A 21,612-nucleotide genomic window follows, 5' to 3' on the forward strand; every position below is an offset into this window, starting at 1 on the left:
TGGCTTACCTTGTTCTGTGAATAAGATGTCGGAATGTTAGATTAATTCTACCACCGATAGGCTTAGCCGTCTTCGCAATACCGTGCACATAATGACTTTGTGTTGTTCCTGCCATAATTAATACACTGCCGTGCTCAAGCACCTGCGTATACTTTTCCTTTGTTTCTTTGTGCTTAAAAACAAAGGGCCTTGCTTCACCTAAGGTGACGGATGCAATAACCGGGTTTATACCCAACTCAGGCTCATCATCTGAATGAAAGCTCATGCTATCTTGTCCGTCACGATACCAATTTGCTAACACACTGTTGAACTTTGTATTTTGGGTTGCAGCACATAACGCTTCACAACAATCCTTAATGCTTAAAAGGCTGTTCGTCCACGGATTTGGCGACATGGTTAAATTCGAATAGGTATAGGTACAGTCGTCATTGCCGTGCCAGCTCTGAAGGCGGGGAATTTTTACCGGCTTGCCAAACAATCTGATCGAGTCCTGACGCCAGGGTAACTCGGCCTTCAGTAACTCAAAAAAAGTATCTGCATCATTTTTTGATAGCGCCTGAGGAAAATAAGTGACATCGCCCTCTGACAGCGGGAGCTTATGAGATGAGCTATTGTTTTCTGGGGTCTCGAAAAGAGAAAACTGCATGCGTAACTATGATATTTCCGGTGATTTTTAATTTTGGCTATGGGCACTTGATCTCAAAAGTGCTTAAACACACTTTTGCGGTTCCCCCAATTACACCTTAATTACGCATGCATTGCTAATGTGGATTTTTCTGCGAGCTATAAAAGTGATTCTTCCACCATTACATTGTCACCATCAACATTGCACGGCATAAGAATAACACGTTATTGGTTAGAGCCGCGTGGCTGATATGATAAGATAGGCAACGCGTACATAAACCAAATAGGCATTCCCAAAAGTATGTGAGTGCTTTGAGCCTTCTCTGAAAACAGACTCCAATGAATACAGAATTTATTTTTGCCGACCGACAATTTTCGCTGATTCGCTATCCTGAAAAGCACCAGCACATAAGCCTTCAAGCATGGGATAGCGCTGATGAACTCGTTATTGAGCACATTGAGAGCTTATTAAGTGAAGCGTCGCTTTCAATTGGCAGTGGTGACAATGATGGCTCAATGATGATTTTTAACGACGATTTCGGCGCGTTAGGTTGTTGGTTTTCGCACTTAGCACCTTACTGGGTATCTGACTCCTACATATCTTTGCGATCACTCTCTGAGAATTTAAAAGCCAATCATTTACTGGGTAATGCAGAAACGAACAATAAAAACGGCCTGCTAACCGCGCCGCTGAAAACCTTGACTAGCGTGCAAAGCTTAACGTTTAAGCCAGAAAAGGCGCCGAGTCTTGTTGTGCTGAAGGTCCCCCGCGCCCTTGCACTTCTTGAACAGCAGCTTATTGATTTACAAAAATATATAACACCTGACACGCGTGTTATCGCAACCGGTAAAGTGAAGACCATCACAAAATCCGTACTCAACCTATTTGAACGATATATTGGCCCCACCACCACGTCCCTTGCCAAGAAGAAATCGCGGCTTGTGTTCGCTTCGCCTCGTGAGTCAATAAAACTATCTGACTCGCCCTATCCGACGCGCTGGCAGTGTAAAAGTACGATGGGAACGGCGTTAACTATAGACAATCTGGCGAATACGTTTTCCCGACAGTCATTAGATATAGGCGCTCGCATTATGCTTGAACATATGACGGTGAGCGCTAATGATGTGGTGGTAGATTTAGGCTGCGGCAACGGAGTACAGGGGGTTAATGCCCTTTCTCTTGCCCCTGATGCCAAAGTAATATTTGTGGATGAGTCCTATATGGCATTAGAAAGTGCCAGACTCAATGTGCTCAACAACTTCCCGGATAAAATTGATCAATGTGAGTTTGTTGCAAGTAATTGCCTTGAAACATTAATCAATAGAGAGAATAAACCTGCTGTTACCAAAATTCTGTGTAACCCACCGTTTCATCAACAAAACGCAATCACTGACCATATTGCATGGCAAATGTTCACTGATTCCCGGGACGTACTTATTAAAAGCGGTCACTTAGTTGTGGTTGGTAACCGACACCTCGACTATCACATTAAACTTAAAAAGTTGTTTGGTGGCGCTAAGGTACTTGCGAGTGACAAAAAGTTCGTTATCTTAGGCACTGCAAAACGCTAAGCGATTAAAAAACGTGCGCGAATTAAGGAAAACATTTAAAGGCATTTTTATGAAGAAAATACTTTTATCACTGCTGACCGCCATCATGCTAATAGGCAGCAGTTCACCCGTTATGGCCAAAAAAGACGATGGGTCTCAGGTTCAGCCAGATAACTATTACCCTCGGGTGAAAATAGAAACCACCATGGGCGATATTGTGGTTGAACTGGACAGAAGACGTGCGCCAATTACCGTAAATAACTTTCTTCGTTATGTTGATAAGCGCGCCTACGAAGACACCATTTTTCACCGCATCGTGCCTGGTTTTGTTGTGCAAGGTGGTGGTTATACGGCAGACTTCAACGGCAAGTCGAACTTTCCAGATATCTTCAATGAGTCTGGTAACGGTTTGACTAACGACCTGCACACTATTGCAATGGCAAGACAAGGTGACCCGCATACCGCAAACCGACAATTTTTCTTCAACGTGAATGACAACAGCAGCTTAAACCCCGGAAGAGACTGGGGCTACGCGGTTTTTGGCGTAATTGTTGAAGGCGAAGATATTGTTGATGCCATGTCGGAAGTAGAAACTGAATATTCGATTCGCCTTAACGCGAATAACGTCCCCATTGAGCCGATCATTATTAAAAAGATGACCGTGTTACCGCCCTTATAGCGATTAACAGATACAAACAGCCATAAAGAGCAATGCTTTATGGCTGTAATTCCAACCTGAACAAATGCTGTTTTGGGAAGGTTTTGTCAAAGTAAAAGCCCTGCTTGTTAAATCCTAAGCGCTGTAAAAGCTTCTGCGACGCCATATTTTCTGGGTGCGTCATTGCGGTTAAAAAACGATAGCCCTTAGAGGCAGACCACGCTATAACACACTGACATGCCTCATAACATATACCCTTGCCTCTTGCTTCAGGCAGCATGGCAAAGCCTAAATCTGGACATTCAAATGCAAAGCGATTGAAGAGACCACAAACCCCTAACGGTTGTTTGGTTTCGGTTAATTCGACAGCCAGCAGGCCATACCCCCACTCTTCGCGCTGCGCATTTGTTTTGCCAATGTAGTCACACGCATCGTCTACTGTATGGACATTTTTACTTCCAATGTATCTAAGCCATAGCGGGTCCTGCTGCAGCGCAAGTACCCAGTGTTTATCATCAAAAGTAAGCGGCCGTAGCGTTATTTTATCGTTTGTAAAAATAGCGGTGTTTGTGTTCACACTAATCCTTTTAGCAAAGTTTTTATGACGCGCATGTAGTACTCGCTTTTGTACCTCTACATTTGAACGTATAACTAGAAGTAAGACCTAAGGCAAACACTATCTCTTTGATAGAAGCCTGTCTATGTGCTCAAAGTGGTCTGGGTTGACCACTGCCGCGCGGGGGTACTTTGGGTTCGCTCTGTCGTTTACTCTTGGGTGCTCCCACAACGATGTATGGACGATAAATCGCTCGGCTTCCTTAATACCGCCGTGCTCTAGACATCCGCTTAAGCATGTATCGATATAAGTTTGGTGAACGGGGTAGTCGTTATTTGCCTGTGTGCATTCAAGTGTTTCACAAATCCAAAAAGTGAATTGTGAAAGCACGTTTTCTAGCGGCGCTGATTCATTATGTTGATGTAGATGAAAATTTAGTGCTTCAGGACTTACTTCGACAAACCGATAATCCTTTTCCCTTTCCTGTAAGGCAGGATTAATTTGTGTGGGGATAAGCTGGGCGTTTAATTTGCTATGCGCATTGGCCACCGCGCCAACGTATGTCTGTTTTTCATGAAGACTGCGAGTCACCCAGGCCCTTTCGAAGCCAGAAGCCGTCACAGGGATCCCTGGTGTAAAAATGTTGGAGTAGCGCTCTCGGCTGTCTTTGCTTAGTAAGCTTCCATAACCTAACACCATGTGTTTTTCGGTTTGCATGCTTAACCAATTCGCTATTTCATTCATTTTCACCTCTACTTCACAACCGCTCGACGTTTACCATCTTAAGCATGTTTATCTTTGCAGTTTATTCAACTAGAAAAAATCGTACTGACCACTTTCACCTAGTATAAAAAAGGCGATGTACTGAGAGCCCCAATACATCGCCTTGTATACCGCAGTGGAGTTGTTTAATTAAAACAACGCTCTCACACCCATAGTAAAGTTTCTACCTGGAAGCGGTGCTTGGTCTTTTAAGAAAGATGTATGAACACGGGCTTCCTCGTCAGTTAGGTTTTCACCGCGCGCAAACACTACCCAGTCAATGTCCTGTGTGCCAAACTCATATTGCACGCTCGCGTTAACCAAAGTGTAGCCGTCGGTTGCAGTCTCAAATGACGCAACTTCATTTTGGTCGTCGTACCACGTAAAGCCCACGTCAGCACTTAAACCATCGTTCACGTAGCTTAATTCACTACCAAAGCGCATAGGCGGCGTGCGGGGAAGGTTGTCGTCTTCTATTTCTGCGCGGATATAGTCACCAAATACGGTTAAGCGTAGCGTGTCTGATAAATCAACGTAAGTTTCTGCTTCGAAGCCCCAGATGTCAGCGTCAGCCTGTTGGAAATAATAGATTGGCAAGCCTTCTTCATCGCCGTGTTCATCATGTCCATGCTCTTCGTGTTCTTCGTGTTCGCTGAGCGCAGTTAAGCCTGTGCTTGTTTGGAAAATATAGTCATCCGCTTGATTGTAGAAGAACGAAGCACTGTAGCCCCAGCTTCCGGTAAACTTACGGAAAGTAATATCTAGGTTGGTACTAACTTCTTCTTTTACGCCTTTAAGTGTTTCTTCGATATGGCCTTCCTCGTCCATATCAAATACTAGACCTACTTCGTAGCTTTGGGTTGCTAAATGCTGGCCAGCAGAGAAAAGTTCTTGCTGACTAGGCGCACGTTCACTGCGTGACAACGTAACGGCAACCGAGTGACCTTCCTGGTATTCCCAGTTAGCGCCCGCTGAAAGCGATAGGCTGGTAAAGTCGTAGTCAGGGAAGTTGAAAGCAACAGCATGCTCCTCGCCTTCATGCTCATCATGCAATACGTCAAGTTCCACTTCGCTGGCATCAGCATCTAATGTCGTTCGCTCTAGTCGGCCACCAAGCTCAAAGGTTACATCACCTACTTTCTTTTGTTCTATTAGATAAAGTGCGTAGCTTGATGTGGTATTAGCTGGGGTAAAGGCTTCTTCGCCCACGGCATTGTAATCGCTATGATTAAACTGTAGCCCGAATACGCCGTGCCAGCCGTTCACTTCTTCGTGGTAAGCAGACAAGCGAATGTCGCTCGATTCGTTTGTGAATACCGTACCTGGTTCACCGTCTTCAATTTCAGCATGTTCGTAATCGGTGTAAGCTGCGGCAAATTTAAGGTTTGTAAGTCCACGTACCGGAGAGTGCCACTCACCGGCTGCTTGATAACGGGTCATATCTACATCAAGTAACACGCCTTCTTCAGCGTGCTCTTCATGATCATGTTCTTCAAGGTCGTGGTCTTCGCCCTCATGCTCTTCCTCACCATGAGCATGGCTATGGCCAGGTACGCCATATTTGTTGTCGAGTTGTTCAACAGCGAAACCGAAGAAGCCTTCTTCGGCCACGTAAGATAAACCTGCAACGACGTTACGCGTCTCCATTGCGCTGCTTTCTAGCACACCGTTTGGTTCATCTTCATCGGGATCTATAGACGCAAAGCCCGGAATATCCGCGTTATCTGTATCGCGATAAAACCCGTCGACATGCCATGCAATATTGCCACTGCCACCCGTTACATCTGCACGGGTATACGAGCCGTTATTCACTGTGCTATAGCTAGTTTCAGCTTCGCCTTCAACGCCGTCTATCTGATACTGAGGAATACGTTTGTCAACCACGTTTACCACACCACCAATAGCGCCACTGCCGTATTGAAGCGTTGCAGGACCGCGAAGTACTTCCACCTGCGTTGCACTTGAAAGTGTGGTGGCAACATTGTGATCTGGACCTACTCGAGATACATCAGATACATCCAAACCGTTTTGAACAATCTTTACGCGCGGGCCATCGTTACCGCGAATAACTGGGCTGCTTGAAACCGGGCCAAAATAAGTGCTGTGCACACCCGGCGCGTTTTTTAGGGTTTCACCTAAGGTTGGCGCTTCTATTTTACGTAATTTTTCAGCACCAATTACGGTCACTGGCGTAACAGATTCCAGTACTGATGATTGAAGCGCATTGGCGGTAACCACGATATTTTCGACGGATGCAGGCTTTAAAACGAAGTCTACATTTTGATCCGTATTTACGTCGCCTAAGTCGTTATCACCATGAATGTAGTTTGAAGAATAAACATGTAAATGAATATGTGGCTGCTTTACATCGTCAAAACGGTAAATACCATTTGCATCGGTGTATGCTACACGGCGGCTGCCTTCGATTTTTACTTCAGCCCCTGCAACAGGTTGCCCTGCCGTGTCGGTGACTTTTCCCGTTACTGTGGTGGCATGCACAGGCGCACTTAACAGCCCTGCTATGGATAAACTTAGCAGCGAACGCATTTTCATGGGTATCCCTCTGTGGATGTTATAACATTATTTAGTGATGTTATAACATTTTATCCATTGCCCATTGCTTGTCAACCGCTGCTTTACTCACTTAATCTTATGTTTTTGCAATTCAATCGGACGCGCCTACTGAAACCCAAGGTTTAAGCAATTCATAGCTAATTGGGCACGAAGGTACTAAGCCCTACTCACTGTGAAATTGATCACTCCTTGAATATGCTTCGCGTTGGTTTTAAGCATAAGCAAACGATCGATGCCCAGCGCCACACCCGCACACGGTGGCAAACCTGCGTCAAGCGCACTTAGAAAGTTTTCATCAATGGGCTTAGTGGGAAGGCCATGTTCTCTGCGTTTCTCGTTATCAGTTTCAAAACGCAGTCGCTGCTCTTTTGCTGCACTTAACTCATGAAAACCGTTAGCAAGTTCAGCGCCTTGGTAATACACCTCAAAGCGTTCGGCAACCCGTTCATCAACTGGGCTTAGTTTGGCAAGCGCCGCCTGAGAAGCAGGGAAATCGTAGATGAAGCACGGTTTTTCGTTACCGATTTCAGGTTCGATTACATAGCTGAACAACAGTTGTAACTTGCTGTCATAGCTTAGATTTTGCGGCGCGTGAATATCTATGTTCTGCTCTTCCATTGCCTTTAGCAAAACGTCGCCATCAGCACTTAACGGGTCAATATTTAAATAGGTTTGAAAAGCTTGCTGATACGTCATCTTATCAGCCGAAGCTGTGTTTAAGGTTTCTTGCAGCAAGGCGTCAACCTCGTCCATTAGCGCAAAATGGTCAAAATCTAAGCGGTACCACTCTAGCATGGTGAACTCTGGGTTGTGCCAGCGCCCTTCACCTTCATGGCGAAACGCTTTACACACCTGAAAAATACTACCGCTGTCAGCGCACAGTAACCGCTTCATGGCATATTCAGGGGAAGTTTGAAGATACAGCGTCGTTGGCTTACCGGATGAGGCAAAATTGAATTGGGTATCAAACGCATCTAAATGCTCATCGGTAACCGTACCGTTTGAAAGTAAAGGCGTATCGACCTCTAACACGTTTCTTGCGTAAAAAAACTCACGGATTGTTCTGAGTAATTCTGCTCGCGCAACACGGGCTTCATGAGTGGTAGTAGGCTGCCAAGATTGCATGTATTCAAACCTAAAAAGAATAGCTAAAACAAAAAACCGGTACACAAAGGCACCGGCTTTACACATAAACAGAATGCGCGATATGCGCTTAATACCAATCCGCATAGATCATTGCCCACTCAGAAGGCGCTGGCAAGCTTCATAGCGAAGCGTGGGAATGCAGGAATGTGTTCCCTTTCAAATTCCCAGAATGAAGCTAGGAAGCTTGCCAGACCTTCCCGAAGGGCGAGTTTAAAATGTCCGTACTCTTTGTTGTGTCACCTTGATTATTCGCCAGAGCGCGTATCTACACGGATAACTTCGCCTGTTTGAACGAATAGAGGAACGCGAACAACTGCACCCGTGCTAAGCGTTGCTGGCTTACCGCCAGTACCTGCTGTATCACCTTTAAGACCAGGATCAGTTTCAGTGATTTCAAGCTCAACGAAGTTTGGTGGCGTTACTGTGATAGGTGAACCGTTCCACAGTGTAATGGTGCAAACGTCGTTTTCTACCAGCCACTTTTTATTCTCACCCACTGCTTTTTCGTCTGCAGCGATTTGTTCGAATGTATCGTTGTTCATAAAGTGGTAGAATTCGCCGTCGGTGTACAAGTAGGCAAGCTCCGTATCCATTACGTCAGCGCCTTCTACTGATTCACCTGAGCGGAAAGTTTTTTCTAAAACTTTACCTGAAATAAGCTTGCGGATTTTTACACGGTTAAACGCTTGGCCCTTACCCGGCTTTACGTATTCGTTTTCTAGAATGTTGCAAGGTTCGCCGTCCAGCATGATTTTCAGGCCGCCTTTGAACTCGTTAGTGCTGTAATTAGCCATAATTCCTCTGTCTAAACATAAGGTACAAAAAGTTTCGTGGAACAAATAATACCTAAAAAACCGATTTCTGTAGAGCATAACTGGCAAAAAGAATTAGCAAGTAGCTTTACTGATCCTGCAAAGCTATTGCAACACTTAGGTTTAGACCAAGAAAAATACGCACAACACATCAAAGCACGTCGTCTTTTTCCTATGCGTGTTCCACGACACTTTGTGGATCTTATGGAAAAAGAAAATCCCAACGACCCGCTGTTTTTGCAGGTCATGCCGCTCAGCGATGAATTCCTAACATCACCCGGTTATAGCAAAGATCCGTTAGACGAGCACGACACCGCAGGCAAAGGCATACTGCACAAATACGATTCTCGCGTGTTGTTAATGGTTCGCACCGGCTGTGCAGTAAACTGCCGTTACTGTTTTCGTCGCCATTTTCCTTACGCCGACAATGCGGTAAGTAAGCACCAATGGCTTGATGTGCTTGAATATCTTCGCAGTAATAACAAAATTAATGAGGTGATTTTTTCAGGTGGCGACCCACTGATGGCGAAAGATGATCATTTGTCGTGGTTAGCCAACGAAATTGCCGCTATTCCCCATATAAAGCGCCTACGTATTCATAGCCGTCTGCCGGTAGTGCTACCAGAACGAATTAGCCATGACTTTGTTGAATGGTTTACGGCCTTGCCGCTTCAGAAAGTATTGGTGCTGCATGCAAACCACGCGAATGAGATGTCAGAAACGCTAAAATCCCGATTAAACACATTACGAGAGAGAGGTGTGATCCTGCTCAATCAGTCGGTATTGCTAAAAGGCGTAAACGATTCCGGCGATGCCATAAGTGACTTAAGTGAAACGCTGTTTGAGGCTGGTGTACTGCCCTATTACTTGCACGTATTAGATAAAGTGCAGGGTGCAAGTCATTTTTATGTCAGCGACGATGAAGGTCGTCGAATCATGAAAGAAGCGATAAAGCGCTTGCCGGGCTTTTTAGTGCCAAAACTGGTGAGAGAAATTGGCGGTCAACCTGGCAAAACGCCTATCGACTTACATCTGCATCCGTAACTTACGCGTAGGTATCAATGTTGGCGCCTAACGCGGGGTTTGAAGATGACGTTTTTGGTACGTCAGCGGCTGATTCCAGCAGCTGAAGCGACGCTTTTCCCTCTTGCTCTTGCTGGCTTTTTGCCAACTTAAGAGAGGCCAACTCAAGTGACGCACCGGACGTTCCAGAGGCACTAGCACCTTGTAGATCCATACCATTTTCCTTTGTTGCTTGTAGCAAAGTAAAAAAATGGGCAGAATTGCCCACCCTTACGATGTGTTGAGTGTTACGTAACCAGCAAATTCGTTAGTGAACCGCAAGCTTTGTAATTTACAACATCGTTAAGTTATCGGCCTTGAAAGACGAAACTTTAATCATTATTTATCGTGATACATTCGGCGTAGCATAATTGATAGCTGCGCAATATATATGAACATTAAGTGTGCGGCTAACGCGTGCACCGGATTACATTAGAAACAAAAGGCGTGACCATGCAACAGAGCCAAGAGATGCAAGCTGTCCATCAACAACTTCAAGAAACACTTCAAACGCTGCACCGCAAAGCTGTTGATGCCGACCAAATACTAGATAGTTTACAGCGCGATCAAAAAGGGAAGTTTGCAGCCGTTTTCGCAGATGACAGTGGGTTTAGCACATCAGCAAAACGCTTTGGTCCATATGTTCAAGAGATAGCGAACGACTGGCAGTCGCTAAAGGAACTGGATGATGATGCGGCCAAACAAGCCCTAGCGCCATTAGTTAAAAAAATAGAGTTGGCGCTGGTGACCATTGCGCAATTTCAGCAGTCTCTTGCCAAAAAGTAGTGTAGAACTTCAAATGAGTAAAACAAAGCCCGCTTTCATAGCGGGCTTTTTATAGGTTGGCTTCTTACTTTCGGCGCACTCTCACGCGCCTTACCGCTTATTTTTTTGATAAAGCGGCAGCAAGGCAATTCTCCGCTTAATTTCCTGCACTTCTTTTAAGTACGCTTTGCTGTCTACCCGCTGATATTGCTCAGTAAACGCTTGCTTACTTAAGCCTTCGGGCAGGCCTTCAATAGGCGGGATGATTTCAAGTTCACTTTGAATGCGCGCAATCGCATTTTGCACTTCCATCGCAGTATTTGGATGGGTAGCAACCTTTGCAAACTCAGTACCCGACATGTCTGCCGCTAAGTCTACAAAGCTATAGCCCGAACCACCGTTGCCCCGGTCCATTAGCTCTTTAAACTCACCAATTGCTAGGGACATACCTTGTTCTGCCATTAACTCTAATGCAGCAGAAATGATAAAGTGACGAGCCAAATCGTTGCGCTTGTGCAGTACAGCACCTCTGCGAGGCTTTAGCGCTTTTTCGGAATCTGGTTGTATGTCGCCCACCAGAGTCCCAACACGATGATGCCCAACGTAAACCGCTAAAGCGAGGATTACCGCGTTATTATGCAGTACTGCATCTTCGGGGGTTTGGCTTTGCTCTCGCGCTCGTGCCATCCCTTCACGCAAGTATTCAATAAGGGATACCGGTTTAGTTGATAAGGCTATTTCTCTACCAGACAAATAACGTAAATAGTATGCGGATAACTGCTGAAGCTCGGTCTGTTCGCTTACCGACATATTCGACGCCACTACGTTTAACTCGATTAGCAGCTCATCTAAACGCCCAACATCAAGGGTAAGTTCACCGCTTCTCATGGTCACACGTTCAACCCGCGATAACGCAATGGTGGCTATTTCTGATTGCGTATAAGAGTTCACCGTACGCTCTAAAAACCCAAGTAAAAAACGACCCGGAATGGTTAAGTCACCAACTTGGACTTGCTCTATACGCAAGCTATCTCCAGGCAGCACTAGCGCTGACGCATTTACGTAATACCCCGTATTGTTGATAGCGTAAGTGACGTTAATGGTTCCCGCCAACGGCGTGATATTCACTACGCCCTTAAAGTCAGGTAATGCACGCTGTAACACACCCACTAAGCTTTCGACTTGGGTTTCGGTGAGCGTAACTTGATGCCCCTCTTCTCGGCGGGAAAACGCCTGTTGCAGCTGACCGAGGAGTTCGTTAACGCTATCAGCACCATCTAGCTGTGTGGGCGCTGTCGATGCGACTAATGGCGCTTTTTGCACAGCCATAACCGTAATCGTAGCAACGCTTACTACAAGCAGAACAACAATGATGGCAAGAGTAATCAAAAGCCATTTTACGCTACGCAAAATCATGAGAAATCAGCTGTACCTGTCATAACAATGAATAAAAAATAAGTTAGCGCCTCTGGCGTTCTTTGCTGTAAAACAAAGAAAGTTACGCCCTAACGTGCTGGTTATACTACGTTATCTATTTTCGCGCCACCAGTGAGAAGTGGCACGACAAGTCGGTGATTAGCCTCCACCGCATTCGCTAAAAAACGAGTTCGCAGTCCACCCAGTCTTTCAAGCTTGTATACCGCACTGTGGCGCGAGACAAATCATGATGTTTCGACAATTCCGTGGGTATCACAACGCAGGCTAGGTTTGCAGCAAGTGCCGCTGTCATGCCGGTTTGCGTATCTTCAATTGCCACACATTCACCGGGTATTTTTCCTAGCTTGTCCATTGCAAGCGCGTAACAATCAGGTGCTGGTTTGCTGTTTTCGACATCTTCCACGGCAACCACACAAGAAATATAAGCACTTAAACCATACTGAGATAAGGTTTTTTCCACCGACTTTTTACTTCCCCCAGTCACAATGCCAATGGTGTAACCTTTGTTTGCACAATGTTCAATGGTTTCTTTAGCAAACGGCATTAAGGGAAAAGCTTGCTTATCTAAGTAGTCGCTAATGCTTTTGTGTTTTTGCTCTGCTAGCACCTGCGGCGCTACATCAATATTAAAGTGTTCGACGAGATCGACAGCATTTTGCTTTACGGGAATACCCGCCATCACTTCACAATAAAAATCCTCGCTTAGTTCAATATCGTACTCCAGCAAAATGTCTTTCCACAGGTCAAAATGTACGGATTCTGAGTCAATAAGGGTACCGTCGTGATCAAATAACAGCGTTGTGGTTTTATCGCTTACCGCTAACTGGCGGGTTGATGAAGAAAATGAGTGCAATGCCAAAATAAACCTCCTTGCTAGTTCAATACCGGTTGTGAAAATATATTGGGTGTCATCGATACCGAAAAAACGATAACACCTTTAGATCCTGGTGCAGTGCTTTGTTAATGGTGATTGTTTTCATGCCATATGTCAGAACATGCCAGAACAGTGCCAGTGCTGTGGTACACTGTGGCTTTCACGAGCTAGGACATTTTCAACGTGGAGCAAATTGGGTGCTTTACCACATTTTAGGCTTTGCCAGTGCCGCGCTGTTTTTACTGACATGGTTAGGATTATGGTCACAAATTAAGGCCATGACGCGCTTTCAAGTGCCCGTTTCTAGCGAAAGTGACGATGCTAACCACAGTCTGTCACTTAACCAGTTTGGCTCTAGCTATTTTGCCTTTTTCTCAATTTTCCTCTTTGGCATTTCGGTAGAGCCTTTCAACCATTACTTGGTGTGGACACGATTTGGCGCGCTCGTACTTACGCTCATTATCATTTGGAAAATATGGCAACACAGGCGCACTTCAATTTCAGGCTATGTTGCCGCTATTGCCTTGCTAGCCCTTATTGGTGGCACACTTTCCATTGCTTTTCGGCCATTCCCAACGCTTGCACAGCTTGGCGCAAATACCTTAATGCTGGTCGTTACCGTTATCTTATTTCAAGGTTCACTGCACCAGTGGTTTGTACTGCAGCGCAGACAAAAAGTGGGATCGCTGTCATTTGCGCTGTTTCGCAATATATTGATAAAAGACGTTAGCACTTTATTGTTTGGCCTAACAATGCCATTAAGCCAAAGCTGGCCGCTACTTATCCTAAACGGCACCAGCGTAATTATGCGTGGCAGTATTTTATTGCAGATGCACAAACTAAAACGCCGAGAAATTTCCGTATCAGGATAGTTTCTCGGCGTTTCTACGTTGTTTAGTGTAGCGTTAAGGTTGCTTGTCTAGCGGTCGCTTGTTTGAACAGCGTTATCGATACAAGCTTCTATAAATAAGCACAAAAGCGGCGCGTTTCTGCAATCTACAACGCCACTTCGGCCATATTACCTTTGCTTTCAAGCCATGTTTTACGGTCGCCAGAACGCTTCTTAGCAAGTAGCATGTCCATCAACTCCATCATTTCTTCCGCGTCTTCAATGGTCAACTGAACAAGGCGACGGGTGTTCGGGTCCATGGTTGTTTCGCGAAGCTGTAGCGGGTTCATTTCACCCAAGCCTTTAAAGCGCTGTACGTTGACTTTACCGCGTTTCTTTTCCGCTTCAATTCGGTCAAGAATGCCCTGCTTCTCGCCTTCATCTAGCGCGTAATACACCTCTTTGCCTACATCTATTCTAAAAAGCGGCGGCATAGCGACATACACATGACCTTGTTCTACCAAGGTTCTGAAGTGACGAACAAAGAGCGCACATAGCAACGTTGCAATGTGTAGCCCATCGGAGTCAGCATCGGCAAGAATACATATTTTACCGTAGCGCAAACCAGATAGGTCCGTCGAGTCTGGGTCGATACCCAGCGCAACTGAAATATCGTGAATCTCCTGGGATGCCAGTACCTGAGAAGAGTCAACTTCCCAGCTATTTAAGATTTTACCGCGCAGCGGCATAATTGCCTGAAACTCTCGGTCTCGCGCTTGCTTGGCCGAGCCCCCCGCCGAGTCACCCTCTACTAAAAACAGTTCAGAGTAAGAAATATCTTGTGATGAGCAGTCGGTCAGTTTACCTGGTAGTGCCGGCCCTTGAGTGACCTTTTTACGCGCAACCTTTTTGGTTTGACGAAGGCGGCGCTGTGCATTGTTGATACACATTTCAGCAAGCGCTTCAGCAATTTCCGTATGCTGATTTAACCAAAGGCTGAATGCGTCTTTCACCACGCCTGACACAAACGCGCTGGCCTGACGTGAAGACAGGCGTTCTTTAGTCTGCCCGGCAAACTGTGGGTCCTGCATCTTGGTCGACAGGATATAGGCACAGCGGTCCCAAATATCATCAGGCGATAATTTAACACCACGGGGCATTAAGTTTCTAAATTCGCAGAATTCGCGCATTGACTCCAGTAAGCCTTGGCGCAACCCATTGACGTGTGTACCGCCTTGCGCTGTAGGAATAAGGTTAACGTAGCTTTCCGTTACCAAATCTCCACCTTCAGGCAACCACATTACAGCCCAATCGGCGGCTTCTGTGTTACCACTGAAAGTACCTACAAATGGCGTGTCAGACGGCAAGGTTTCAAACTCTTCTACCGCTTGGTAGAGGTAGTCTTTAAGACCGTCTTCGTAATACCACTCTTGGCTTTCTTTGGTGATCTTGTTGTCGAAACGAATGCGCAGACCCGGGCTTAATACCGCTTTAGCGCGCAAGTTGTGCACAAGTCGACTGGCTGAGAATTTAGCCGAATCGAAATACTGCGGGTCAGGCCAGAAGTGAACACGGGTTCCTGTATTGCGCTTACCGCAGGTATCAATAACTTGTAAGTCTTCGACTTTGTCGCCGTTTTCAAAGGCAATTTGGTATACGTTACTGTCTCGTCGAATAGTTACTTCTACGCGAGTTGAAAGCGCGTTAACTACCGAGATCCCCACCCCGTGAAGACCACCAGAGAAGGCATAGTTTTTATTTGAAAATTTACCACCCGCGTGAAGCTTACATAGAATAAGCTCTACGCCTGATATCCCTTCTTCAGGGTGGATATCTACCGGCATACCACGACCATCGTCGATAACTTCTAACGATTGGTCTTCATGCAAAATTACTTTGATGTTAGAGGCGTGCCCAGCAAGCGCTTCATCCACACTGTTATCGATGACTTCCTGACCCAAGTGATTTGGGCGGGTAGTGTCGGTATACATACCAGGGCGGCGTTTTACGGGGTCAAGGCCGTTTAAAACCTCGATAGCATCTGAATTGTATTGATTTGACATAGTTATGGTTGTTATTTAAGCCAGCGACAAAGAAAGAGGTACGCAGCGCTTAAGCAAAGCGCCGCACAGCATAGGTTTGATGTTAGCAGGGCGAGTACAGACTGGCAATGCGCTTATTTCAGCAAAAACTCGGCAATAGCAGGCAAGTGATTTTCGTAACCTACAAAGCTGTGATCGCCGCCTTCTTCAATAACCAGATGACTTTGTGCGTACTTTTCAGCCGCTAAGCGGTAATCCAGTGTTTCATCCTCGGTCTGAAGTAGCACTTTGTAATTGCCTGGCGTTTTAATTGAGGCAGCTTCTAATGCTTGGATTACCCCCATATCGCTTTCTACTATTTCAAACTTTTCTTTGCTGTAAGGGTTTTCGTGGGCACCGATAAACCCTTGCAATAGCTCGTAAGGGCGAACAGCGGGATTGATTAACACGGCTTTGCCACCAAACTTTTCAAGCAAAAACGTAGAGAGATACCCCCCCATTGAACTACCAATAAGTTTCAGCCCGTTTTCAAGCAATGCCGGTGTGTTCTCAATAAGTGAAATTAGCTGGTCTTCCACTTTGCTAGGAAAATTAGACAATTCGGGAATGTGTAAGGTAACGTTTGAGTGATGCTGCTCAAAATACGCTTTGGTGGCTTGCGCCTTAATGGATTTCGGCGAACTTAAAAAGCCGTGAAGATATAAAATGTGCTGCATGTTTTTCTCTATTCTGTGTTCTCTGTTTCTATATTTAATATGGACTCGATGAGAGTTCAAAACTGTTCTTAACGCCAAATACTTCCAAAACAGCCACGCTTAAGCAAAGAGCGCGAAAGCTAAACCCGAACAACCTTAACGCCCACCGAGCCACCATCCATTAAGCTCATCACCTGATACCCTGGCGCTTCATTGCTAACACCGAATTCGGGACGCATTTCCCATTGCCAACAGGTAGATGGGCTTGCGTAAGAAAGCGTTTTGTTCACTCCTATTTGCTGGCGCAATGGCGAATGCACATGGCCGTGAATGACAGCTTTCACTTGTGGATGTTCGTCTATTAACGCGGCTATCTGTTGCCCGTTAGCTAACGAGTGCTTATCCATCCAACTGTTTGAAGGCAATATGTGGTGATGAAGTGCAACGAGATGATTGGCCTGTGGTGACCTAATTAGCGCTTGTTCTAGCGCCTGTATATCGCTTTCTTTTACTTCCCCGGCTGCCGTTTGCTTATTGGTTATAGCGCGGGTATCCAGGCCGTGTATTTGCCAATTGGGAAAGCTTATCGGGTCATTGCTCTTTAAATGACGGCTGCTAAGATATTTTTCAAAGTACGGATTATTATCGTGGTTACCCGCCAGCACAAACCATTCTATATTTGCTGGCTCAATATATTGCTCCATCAATGCGATAAAATGCTCGTAGCTCTCAGGTGAATTATCGCCACTAATATCCCCAGTCACTAGCACAATTACTTGGTGCTTTGCTCTCTGTTCTGGCTCGCTGGCAGCTTTTTGAGCAACGTAATTTTTAATATCAACGCTATCAACAACATATTCTCGAACGCTACTGAGCACGCGTGCTAGTGAATCATAGGGTGCGATGCCCGCATATCCCGTCTTATCTTTGTCTTTTAGTAAGTGGCAATCACTTAGCTGAATGAGTGTGGTCACGCTTCAGAAGTAACGCTTGAGGAGTGTTGCAAACAGAAGTTTAGCCATTCAGCTAAAAAGATATTCACCATGTGCTTTTCGTTGCGCTGGCGCATTTTTAAATTCGGATACTCGTACGACGGTTCAAGCGCTCCCGTATTTTGGCTATTAATAACCTCTGCCATACGCGCATCGTGATATAAGCGCACCGTCATGCTGGGTGTTAAATATGAGGGCATATCTTTAGTGGTTTGCTTAATGCTTAACGTACTGGTGTAGCGAGCAGACTCTACAATACGTATTTCATAAGACAGGCCGACACCAACCGAAAATTCATAGCTCAAATCTTCCGTATCGCAATCAGGCAAAATTCTCAGAACATGGGAGTAGTTCAGTTCGCAAAGCGCCTGCATTGAAGGAAGGTGAGGTACGTATTTTCGTTGATTGCGTTGTGTCACGATGTCTGCCACTGCTCCAGAAGTTGTGTTTTGTGCATAAAGAACCATTGTAGCGCAATTACCGCTGCGGCGTTGTCAATATGGCCATTTTCCAACCATTCAAGGGCGGTATTTTCTTTTATTCGATGTACTTTAATGTCTTCAGACTCGCTTTCTAGGCCGTGAATGCCTTGCGCTTGGCTAGCATCAGTCTTTGCTATAAAAATGTGTAATCTTTCGGTCGTGCCGCCCGGGCTCGATAAATAACTCAGCGCTTTGGTTAATTTATCTAGGGTAATACCTGCCTCTTCCATCGACTCTCTATGGCATACAGACTCCGGTGTTTCTCCTTTGTCGATCATGCCCGCGATAATTTCTATTAACCAAGGGCTTGAAGATGTGGCTAATGCCCCAATTCTAACTTGCTCAATGAGCACAAACTCTTGGAGTTCAGGATCGTAGGGTAAAACACCCACCGCGTGACCGCGTTCAAATATTTCTCGCGTGACCGTGTCGCTCCATTCTCCATTAAAACACTTGTGCTTAAATTGATACTGATTCATGGTAAAGAAACCACGATACACTGGCTTAATGTCGGTGATTTCGACGTCATTTGAGGTAAATGAAAGGAATTCCTTGCTCATTTGCTGACACTTATGGTTCAAATAGATTTATCATACATAGTACATTTACACACCAACCATGTATACGCATGAAAAATGCGATACGGCGTGTGAGCGAATAACAGAAAACTCATATTACAAGTCGTCTATTACTATAATAATTGCGTGGGTAGATCACATATTCTGTTACAGTTAATCGAATACTGTTACGAGTTTGGACTTTCGGTTTGTGGTTGAATTTTCATACACTTGGTTTTAATAAGTCGTCTCAACGAATAAACGACGACGCAACTTGAACACAACAGGAAGACGTAAGCATGAAACGAACACTTCTGTCGCTAGTTATCGGTGTTTCGATGACAACTGGTGCGCTAGCCGATGACCTAATGCAGGTATATCAACAAGCACTGGCGAACGATCCATTGGTAAACCAAGCGAAAGCGCAACGTGATGCTGCGTTCGAAGGAATCAGTCTTAGCCGCGCAAGCCTACTACCCCAAATCTCTGGCTCTGTGGGTTACACCCAATCTGAATCAGAACGCTTCCAACTAGCGGCTGGTGACAACGGCCTTCAAGTATTCACAACAGATACTGAAGTAGACACGCTTAACTACGGTTTATCACTTTCAATGTCTTTATACGACCACGCAAACTGGTTGGGTCTAGACCGCGCAGAAAAAATTGCTGAACAAAGCGATGCACAACTTGCCGCTAGCATGCAAGACGTTATCGTGCGTACGGTTACAGCTTACTTCGACGTATTGCGCGCGCGTGACAACGTAGAATTTGTAGGTGCTGAAAAACGCGCCATTGAGCGTCAGCTCGAGCAAACACGCCAGCGCTTCGAGGTTGGTCTAACGGCTATTACTGACGTGCACGAAGCACAAGCGAACTACGACAGCACAGTAGCTCAGGAAATCCAAGCGAAAAACCAGCTTGAGTTTGCCCTTGAAGCACTTCGTGTTATTACCGGAAAATACCACGATCGTCTTTTCGGTCTAAATACAGAGAATTTCTCTGCGACTATGCCAGTACCAGAAACTGTAGACAGCTGGCTAGAGACCGCACAGGACCAAAACCTTGCTCTATTAGTTGACCGTTTGGCCATGGACGTGGCAAAAGAAGATATTGCTATTGCGCGCTCTGGTCACTTGCCAACATTATCACTGTCTGGCAGCTACGGTCGCTCGAAAGATGATGTTGATGCTGAAATATTAAATGACGACGGCTCTACCACACCGTTTGGGTATGAAACGCCGTACTTGGATAACCAGTCAATTGGCATTACGCTGAACGTTCCAATCTATCAAGGCGGTAGCGTAAGCGCGCAAACGTCGCAAGCGAAGTACAACTACGTAGCGGCCAGCCAAGCTGCAGAGCAGACGTATCGTCAAACGGTACAGTCAGTTCGTAGCTCGTTTAATAACGTAAAAGCGTCTATCTCTACTATTCGCGCTCTTGAGCAGTCAGTGGTGTCTGCAGATAGCGCACTTAAGGCCACAGAAGCGGGCTTTGATGTCGGTACTCGTACTATTGTTGACGTATTAGACAGCACCCGTAACTTGTTTGATGCACGTCGTAACCTTGCGGGCGCACGCTATGACTTTATTCAGTCAGTGGTTACGCTTAAGCAAGCGGCAGGTACATTGACAGGTGAAGATGTGGCTATGATCAACCGTGGTCTTAAGCCAGCAGAAACCAAAACCAATGGCTAACATTGAGTAGTTGATTGCGCCAAGCGCTGTCAAAAGAATGAAAGGGTAGCCTATGCTGCCCTTTTTTATGCCTACTAGTTTTACTTAGTTAATAGCAAAAGCAGGCTCTATCCAAACGGTGATGAGAAAGGAATGCTACGCCGCGGGCGTAAATCTTTTTAGTGCACTGAGCAGTTGGCGATATTCTGCGCGCAAGGCTTCAGCATTTTGTTTTGTTGGCGCGAAATTAGATAGGCGTTCAGCCACGATATGCAATTTCTCTTGCAACAACCGTAATTCATCATCCATGATTATGCCCTTTATTTTTAAGCCTATGTATTTGGCTAGATAAACGTTTAGGTCACGTGTGGCGACACAGGTTTTAAAACGCCTTTTGTGCCCCTACATTTGTAAGCAATAAGTGCCTTTATTCAGCACTACTGATTATTTAGTATACCGCCAATCGCGCTTACCACAAGCCCTTTGGTTATTTGGTTTTTCTTTGAGTGATAAATAGAAATGCAAGCCTCTGAACTTCAAAATAAATTTGAACGCATTCGAGCCAATAAATGGTTCGAAGCCTTTGTAATTAGCGTTATCGTTATTTCAGCGCTTCTCGTAGGTGCCAAAACCTATGAATTGCCAGCAGGCATGTCATCCGTCACGTTATTCTTAGATTGGTTTATCAGTGCATTCTTCCTGACAGAGATCACCATACGATTTTTGGCTGAAAAACGTAAACGCTACTTTTTCAAGAGCTTTTGGAACTGGTTTGACACACTGATTGTGGTCATCAGTCTCATTCCTGCAGACGATACCGAACTGGCACTCATCGCCCGTTTGGTGCGAGTGTTCCGCGTATTGCGTATGATTTCGATCATTCCCGAGCTCAGGATCTTATTAGTTTCTTTGGTTAAAGCACTGCCACAATTAGCATATGTCATGCTATTGATGTTTATCATTTTCTACATTTACGCAGCTATAGGCAGTACTTTATTCGAAACCATCAATCCCGTGCTGTGGGGCGATATCACTATCTCGATGCTAACGCTCTTTAGAATTATGACGTTCGAAGATTGGACTGACGTAATGTACGAGACTCAGGAGGTTTATTCGTTAAGCTGGATTTTCTATCTTACCTTTATTTTCTTCACCGCCTTCGCGTTTTTAAACATGGTGATTGGGATCGTGGTGAACGTGATGGAAAGAGAAAACGAAAAAGCACGAGCAGAAAAAGAAGCCGCTTTACTTGAAGAGCAAATTGCACAAGGAAACGTAGAGCCAACCCTTCAAGATGTAATGAAAGAACTACGAGAGCTAAAGGCGCAGGTTACTGCTAATAACGAGCATAGCACGGTAAGCAAAACCAGCTAGGCGCGTTTTGCTCCAATAGCATGATTGAAAAAGGCCACATTGATGTGGTAATGCCGTTCACTTAAGGTGAGCGGCATTTTTCTTTCTGCTGTATCGCTGTGGTCTCTTCTTAACTGTTCGGGGGAAGCTGCGTTCTCGCCGTGG

General features: G+C 45.4%; 22 protein-coding genes. 7 read left to right on the plus strand and 15 right to left on the minus strand.

Going from position 1 to position 21,612, the window contains the following annotated elements:
- Positions 1-4 precede the first annotated feature (4 nt).
- Positions 5-646, minus strand: coding sequence for an alpha-ketoglutarate-dependent dioxygenase AlkB (locus MHN09_RS06915; RefSeq protein WP_239239822.1), 642 nt, complete (start codon positions 644-646; stop codon positions 5-7).
- A 317-nt stretch (positions 647-963) separates the two neighbouring features.
- On the opposite strand from MHN09_RS06915, the gene MHN09_RS06920 reads away from it, so the two are divergent.
- Both MHN09_RS06920 and MHN09_RS06925 read left to right on the plus strand, forming a co-directional pair.
- On the plus strand, positions 964-2,196 hold the full coding sequence (locus tag MHN09_RS06920) for a methyltransferase (RefSeq protein WP_239239824.1): 1,233 nt from the start codon (positions 964-966) through the stop codon (positions 2,194-2,196).
- A 49-nt stretch (positions 2,197-2,245) separates the two neighbouring features.
- Complete coding sequence (locus tag MHN09_RS06925) at positions 2,246-2,854, plus strand: peptidylprolyl isomerase (RefSeq protein WP_014975652.1); 609 nt, start codon at positions 2,246-2,248, stop codon at positions 2,852-2,854.
- A 37-nt stretch (positions 2,855-2,891) separates the two neighbouring features.
- On the opposite strand, the gene MHN09_RS06930 is transcribed toward MHN09_RS06925, so the two are convergent.
- The 5 genes from MHN09_RS06930 to efp all read right to left on the minus strand — a co-directional run bounded on the left by MHN09_RS06930 (position 2,892) and on the right by efp (position 8,665).
- Positions 2,892-3,410: a GNAT family N-acetyltransferase gene (locus tag MHN09_RS06930; RefSeq protein ID WP_075175954.1), complete on the minus strand. Its 519-nt coding sequence runs from the start codon at positions 3,408-3,410 to the stop codon at positions 2,892-2,894.
- A 99-nt stretch (positions 3,411-3,509) separates the two neighbouring features.
- A complete protein-coding gene (locus MHN09_RS06935) occupies positions 3,510-4,133 on the minus strand; it encodes a gamma-glutamylcyclotransferase (protein ID WP_239239826.1) in 624 nt (207 codons plus the stop codon).
- Between the two features lie 168 nt (positions 4,134-4,301).
- Positions 4,302-6,704, minus strand: coding sequence for a TonB-dependent receptor (locus MHN09_RS06940; protein ID WP_239239828.1), 2,403 nt, complete (start codon positions 6,702-6,704; stop codon positions 4,302-4,304).
- Between the two features lie 177 nt (positions 6,705-6,881).
- Positions 6,882-7,850: an elongation factor P--(R)-beta-lysine ligase gene (gene epmA, locus MHN09_RS06945; RefSeq protein ID WP_187446220.1), complete on the minus strand. Its 969-nt coding sequence runs from the start codon at positions 7,848-7,850 to the stop codon at positions 6,882-6,884.
- A gap of 266 nt (positions 7,851-8,116) precedes the next feature.
- Positions 8,117-8,665, minus strand: coding sequence for an elongation factor P (efp, locus tag MHN09_RS06950; protein ID WP_239239830.1), 549 nt, complete (start codon positions 8,663-8,665; stop codon positions 8,117-8,119).
- A 36-nt stretch (positions 8,666-8,701) separates the two neighbouring features.
- Here efp and epmB point away from each other — a divergent pair, with 36 nt between their 5' ends.
- The gene (gene epmB / locus MHN09_RS06955) at positions 8,702-9,727 is read left to right on the plus strand and encodes an EF-P beta-lysylation protein EpmB (protein ID WP_049587305.1); all 1,026 of its coding nucleotides are present in this window, start codon (positions 8,702-8,704) and stop codon (positions 9,725-9,727) included.
- A 1-nt stretch (position 9,728) separates the two neighbouring features.
- Here epmB and MHN09_RS06960 read toward each other — a convergent pair whose 3' ends face one another.
- Entirely contained in the window at positions 9,729-9,920 is a 192-nt protein-coding gene (locus MHN09_RS06960; RefSeq protein ID WP_014978283.1) for a hypothetical protein, read from the minus strand.
- A gap of 278 nt (positions 9,921-10,198) precedes the next feature.
- Between MHN09_RS06960 and MHN09_RS06965 the strand changes: the two genes are divergently transcribed.
- Complete coding sequence (locus MHN09_RS06965) at positions 10,199-10,531, plus strand: hypothetical protein (RefSeq protein ID WP_239239832.1); 333 nt, start codon at positions 10,199-10,201, stop codon at positions 10,529-10,531.
- Between the two features lie 90 nt (positions 10,532-10,621).
- Here MHN09_RS06965 and MHN09_RS06970 read toward each other — a convergent pair whose 3' ends face one another.
- The gene (locus MHN09_RS06970; protein WP_239239834.1) at positions 10,622-11,926 is read right to left on the minus strand and encodes a hypothetical protein; all 1,305 of its coding nucleotides are present in this window, start codon (positions 11,924-11,926) and stop codon (positions 10,622-10,624) included.
- Between the two features lie 178 nt (positions 11,927-12,104).
- Positions 12,105-12,806, minus strand: a complete 702-nt coding sequence (locus MHN09_RS06975; protein ID WP_239239836.1) for an HAD family phosphatase — start codon at positions 12,804-12,806, stop codon at positions 12,105-12,107.
- Positions 12,807-13,018: 212 nt separating this feature from the next.
- Between MHN09_RS06975 and MHN09_RS06980 the strand changes: the two genes are divergently transcribed.
- Positions 13,019-13,693, plus strand: coding sequence for a hypothetical protein (locus MHN09_RS06980; RefSeq protein WP_239218091.1), 675 nt, complete (start codon positions 13,019-13,021; stop codon positions 13,691-13,693).
- Positions 13,694-13,817: 124 nt separating this feature from the next.
- Here the strand turns inward: MHN09_RS06980 and parE are convergent, their stop codons facing one another.
- The 5 genes from parE to nudF form a co-directional block, all read right to left on the minus strand.
- Entirely contained in the window at positions 13,818-15,713 is a 1,896-nt protein-coding gene (parE, locus tag MHN09_RS06985) for a DNA topoisomerase IV subunit B (protein ID WP_014975634.1), read from the minus strand.
- 113 nt (positions 15,714-15,826) lie between these two features.
- Positions 15,827-16,408, minus strand: a complete 582-nt coding sequence (locus tag MHN09_RS06990; RefSeq protein WP_014948209.1) for a YqiA/YcfP family alpha/beta fold hydrolase — start codon at positions 16,406-16,408, stop codon at positions 15,827-15,829.
- A 119-nt stretch (positions 16,409-16,527) separates the two neighbouring features.
- Entirely contained in the window at positions 16,528-17,361 is an 834-nt protein-coding gene (locus MHN09_RS06995; RefSeq protein ID WP_239239839.1) for a metallophosphoesterase, read from the minus strand.
- Positions 17,358-17,753, minus strand: a complete 396-nt coding sequence (locus tag MHN09_RS07000; RefSeq protein WP_197047988.1) for a DUF1249 domain-containing protein — start codon at positions 17,751-17,753, stop codon at positions 17,358-17,360. The genes MHN09_RS06995 and MHN09_RS07000 overlap by 4 nt, the downstream gene beginning before the upstream one ends.
- Positions 17,754-17,794: 41 nt before the next feature.
- Entirely contained in the window at positions 17,795-18,421 is a 627-nt protein-coding gene (gene nudF, locus MHN09_RS07005; RefSeq protein WP_014948206.1) for an ADP-ribose diphosphatase, read from the minus strand.
- A gap of 296 nt (positions 18,422-18,717) precedes the next feature.
- On the opposite strand from nudF, the gene tolC reads away from it, so the two are divergent.
- On the plus strand, positions 18,718-20,115 hold the full coding sequence (gene tolC / locus MHN09_RS07010) for an outer membrane channel protein TolC (RefSeq protein ID WP_239239842.1): 1,398 nt from the start codon (positions 18,718-18,720) through the stop codon (positions 20,113-20,115).
- A gap of 135 nt (positions 20,116-20,250) precedes the next feature.
- Here the strand turns inward: tolC and MHN09_RS07015 are convergent, their stop codons facing one another.
- Positions 20,251-20,403: a hypothetical protein gene (locus MHN09_RS07015; RefSeq protein ID WP_014948204.1), complete on the minus strand. Its 153-nt coding sequence runs from the start codon at positions 20,401-20,403 to the stop codon at positions 20,251-20,253.
- A gap of 210 nt (positions 20,404-20,613) precedes the next feature.
- Here MHN09_RS07015 and MHN09_RS07020 point away from each other — a divergent pair, with 210 nt between their 5' ends.
- Positions 20,614-21,468: an ion transporter gene (locus MHN09_RS07020; protein ID WP_049587316.1), complete on the plus strand. Its 855-nt coding sequence runs from the start codon at positions 20,614-20,616 to the stop codon at positions 21,466-21,468.
- Positions 21,469-21,612 lie beyond the last annotated feature (144 nt).

Origin of the sequence: Alteromonas sp. MmMcT2-5 (genome assembly GCF_022348315.1) — a bacterium.
Lineage (GTDB): Bacteria > Pseudomonadota > Gammaproteobacteria > Enterobacterales > Alteromonadaceae > Alteromonas > Alteromonas macleodii.

Excerpts from the sequence above, each read along its gene's own strand:
- MHN09_RS06915 (WP_239239822.1), bottom strand. The coding sequence starts at position 646 with ATGCAGTTTTCTCTTTTCGAGACCCCAGAAAACAATAGCTCATCTCAT.
- MHN09_RS06920 (WP_239239824.1), top strand. The coding sequence starts at position 964 with ATGAATACAGAATTTATTTTTGCCGACCGACAATTTTCGCTGATTCGC.
- MHN09_RS06925 (WP_014975652.1), top strand. The coding sequence starts at position 2,246 with ATGAAGAAAATACTTTTATCACTGCTGACCGCCATCATGCTAATAGGC.
- MHN09_RS06935 (WP_239239826.1), bottom strand. The coding sequence starts at position 4,133 with ATGAATGAAATAGCGAATTGGTTAAGCATGCAAACCGAAAAACACATG.
- MHN09_RS06940 (WP_239239828.1), bottom strand. The coding sequence starts at position 6,704 with ATGAAAATGCGTTCGCTGCTAAGTTTATCCATAGCAGGGCTGTTAAGT.
- epmA (WP_187446220.1), bottom strand. The coding sequence starts at position 7,850 with ATGCAATCTTGGCAGCCTACTACCACTCATGAAGCCCGTGTTGCGCGA.
- efp (WP_239239830.1), bottom strand. The coding sequence starts at position 8,665 with ATGGCTAATTACAGCACTAACGAGTTCAAAGGCGGCCTGAAAATCATG.
- MHN09_RS06960 (WP_014978283.1), bottom strand. The coding sequence starts at position 9,920 with ATGGATCTACAAGGTGCTAGTGCCTCTGGAACGTCCGGTGCGTCACTT.
- MHN09_RS06965 (WP_239239832.1), top strand. The coding sequence starts at position 10,199 with ATGCAACAGAGCCAAGAGATGCAAGCTGTCCATCAACAACTTCAAGAA.
- MHN09_RS06970 (WP_239239834.1), bottom strand. The coding sequence starts at position 11,926 with ATGATTTTGCGTAGCGTAAAATGGCTTTTGATTACTCTTGCCATCATT.
- parE (WP_014975634.1), bottom strand. The coding sequence starts at position 15,713 with ATGTCAAATCAATACAATTCAGATGCTATCGAGGTTTTAAACGGCCTT.
- MHN09_RS06990 (WP_014948209.1), bottom strand. The coding sequence starts at position 16,408 with ATGCAGCACATTTTATATCTTCACGGCTTTTTAAGTTCGCCGAAATCC.
- MHN09_RS07000 (WP_197047988.1), bottom strand. The coding sequence starts at position 17,753 with ATGCAGGCGCTTTGCGAACTGAACTACTCCCATGTTCTGAGAATTTTG.
- nudF (WP_014948206.1), bottom strand. The coding sequence starts at position 18,421 with ATGAGCAAGGAATTCCTTTCATTTACCTCAAATGACGTCGAAATCACC.
- tolC (WP_239239842.1), top strand. The coding sequence starts at position 18,718 with ATGAAACGAACACTTCTGTCGCTAGTTATCGGTGTTTCGATGACAACT.
- MHN09_RS07015 (WP_014948204.1), bottom strand. The coding sequence starts at position 20,403 with ATGGATGATGAATTACGGTTGTTGCAAGAGAAATTGCATATCGTGGCT.
- MHN09_RS07020 (WP_049587316.1), top strand. The coding sequence starts at position 20,614 with ATGCAAGCCTCTGAACTTCAAAATAAATTTGAACGCATTCGAGCCAAT.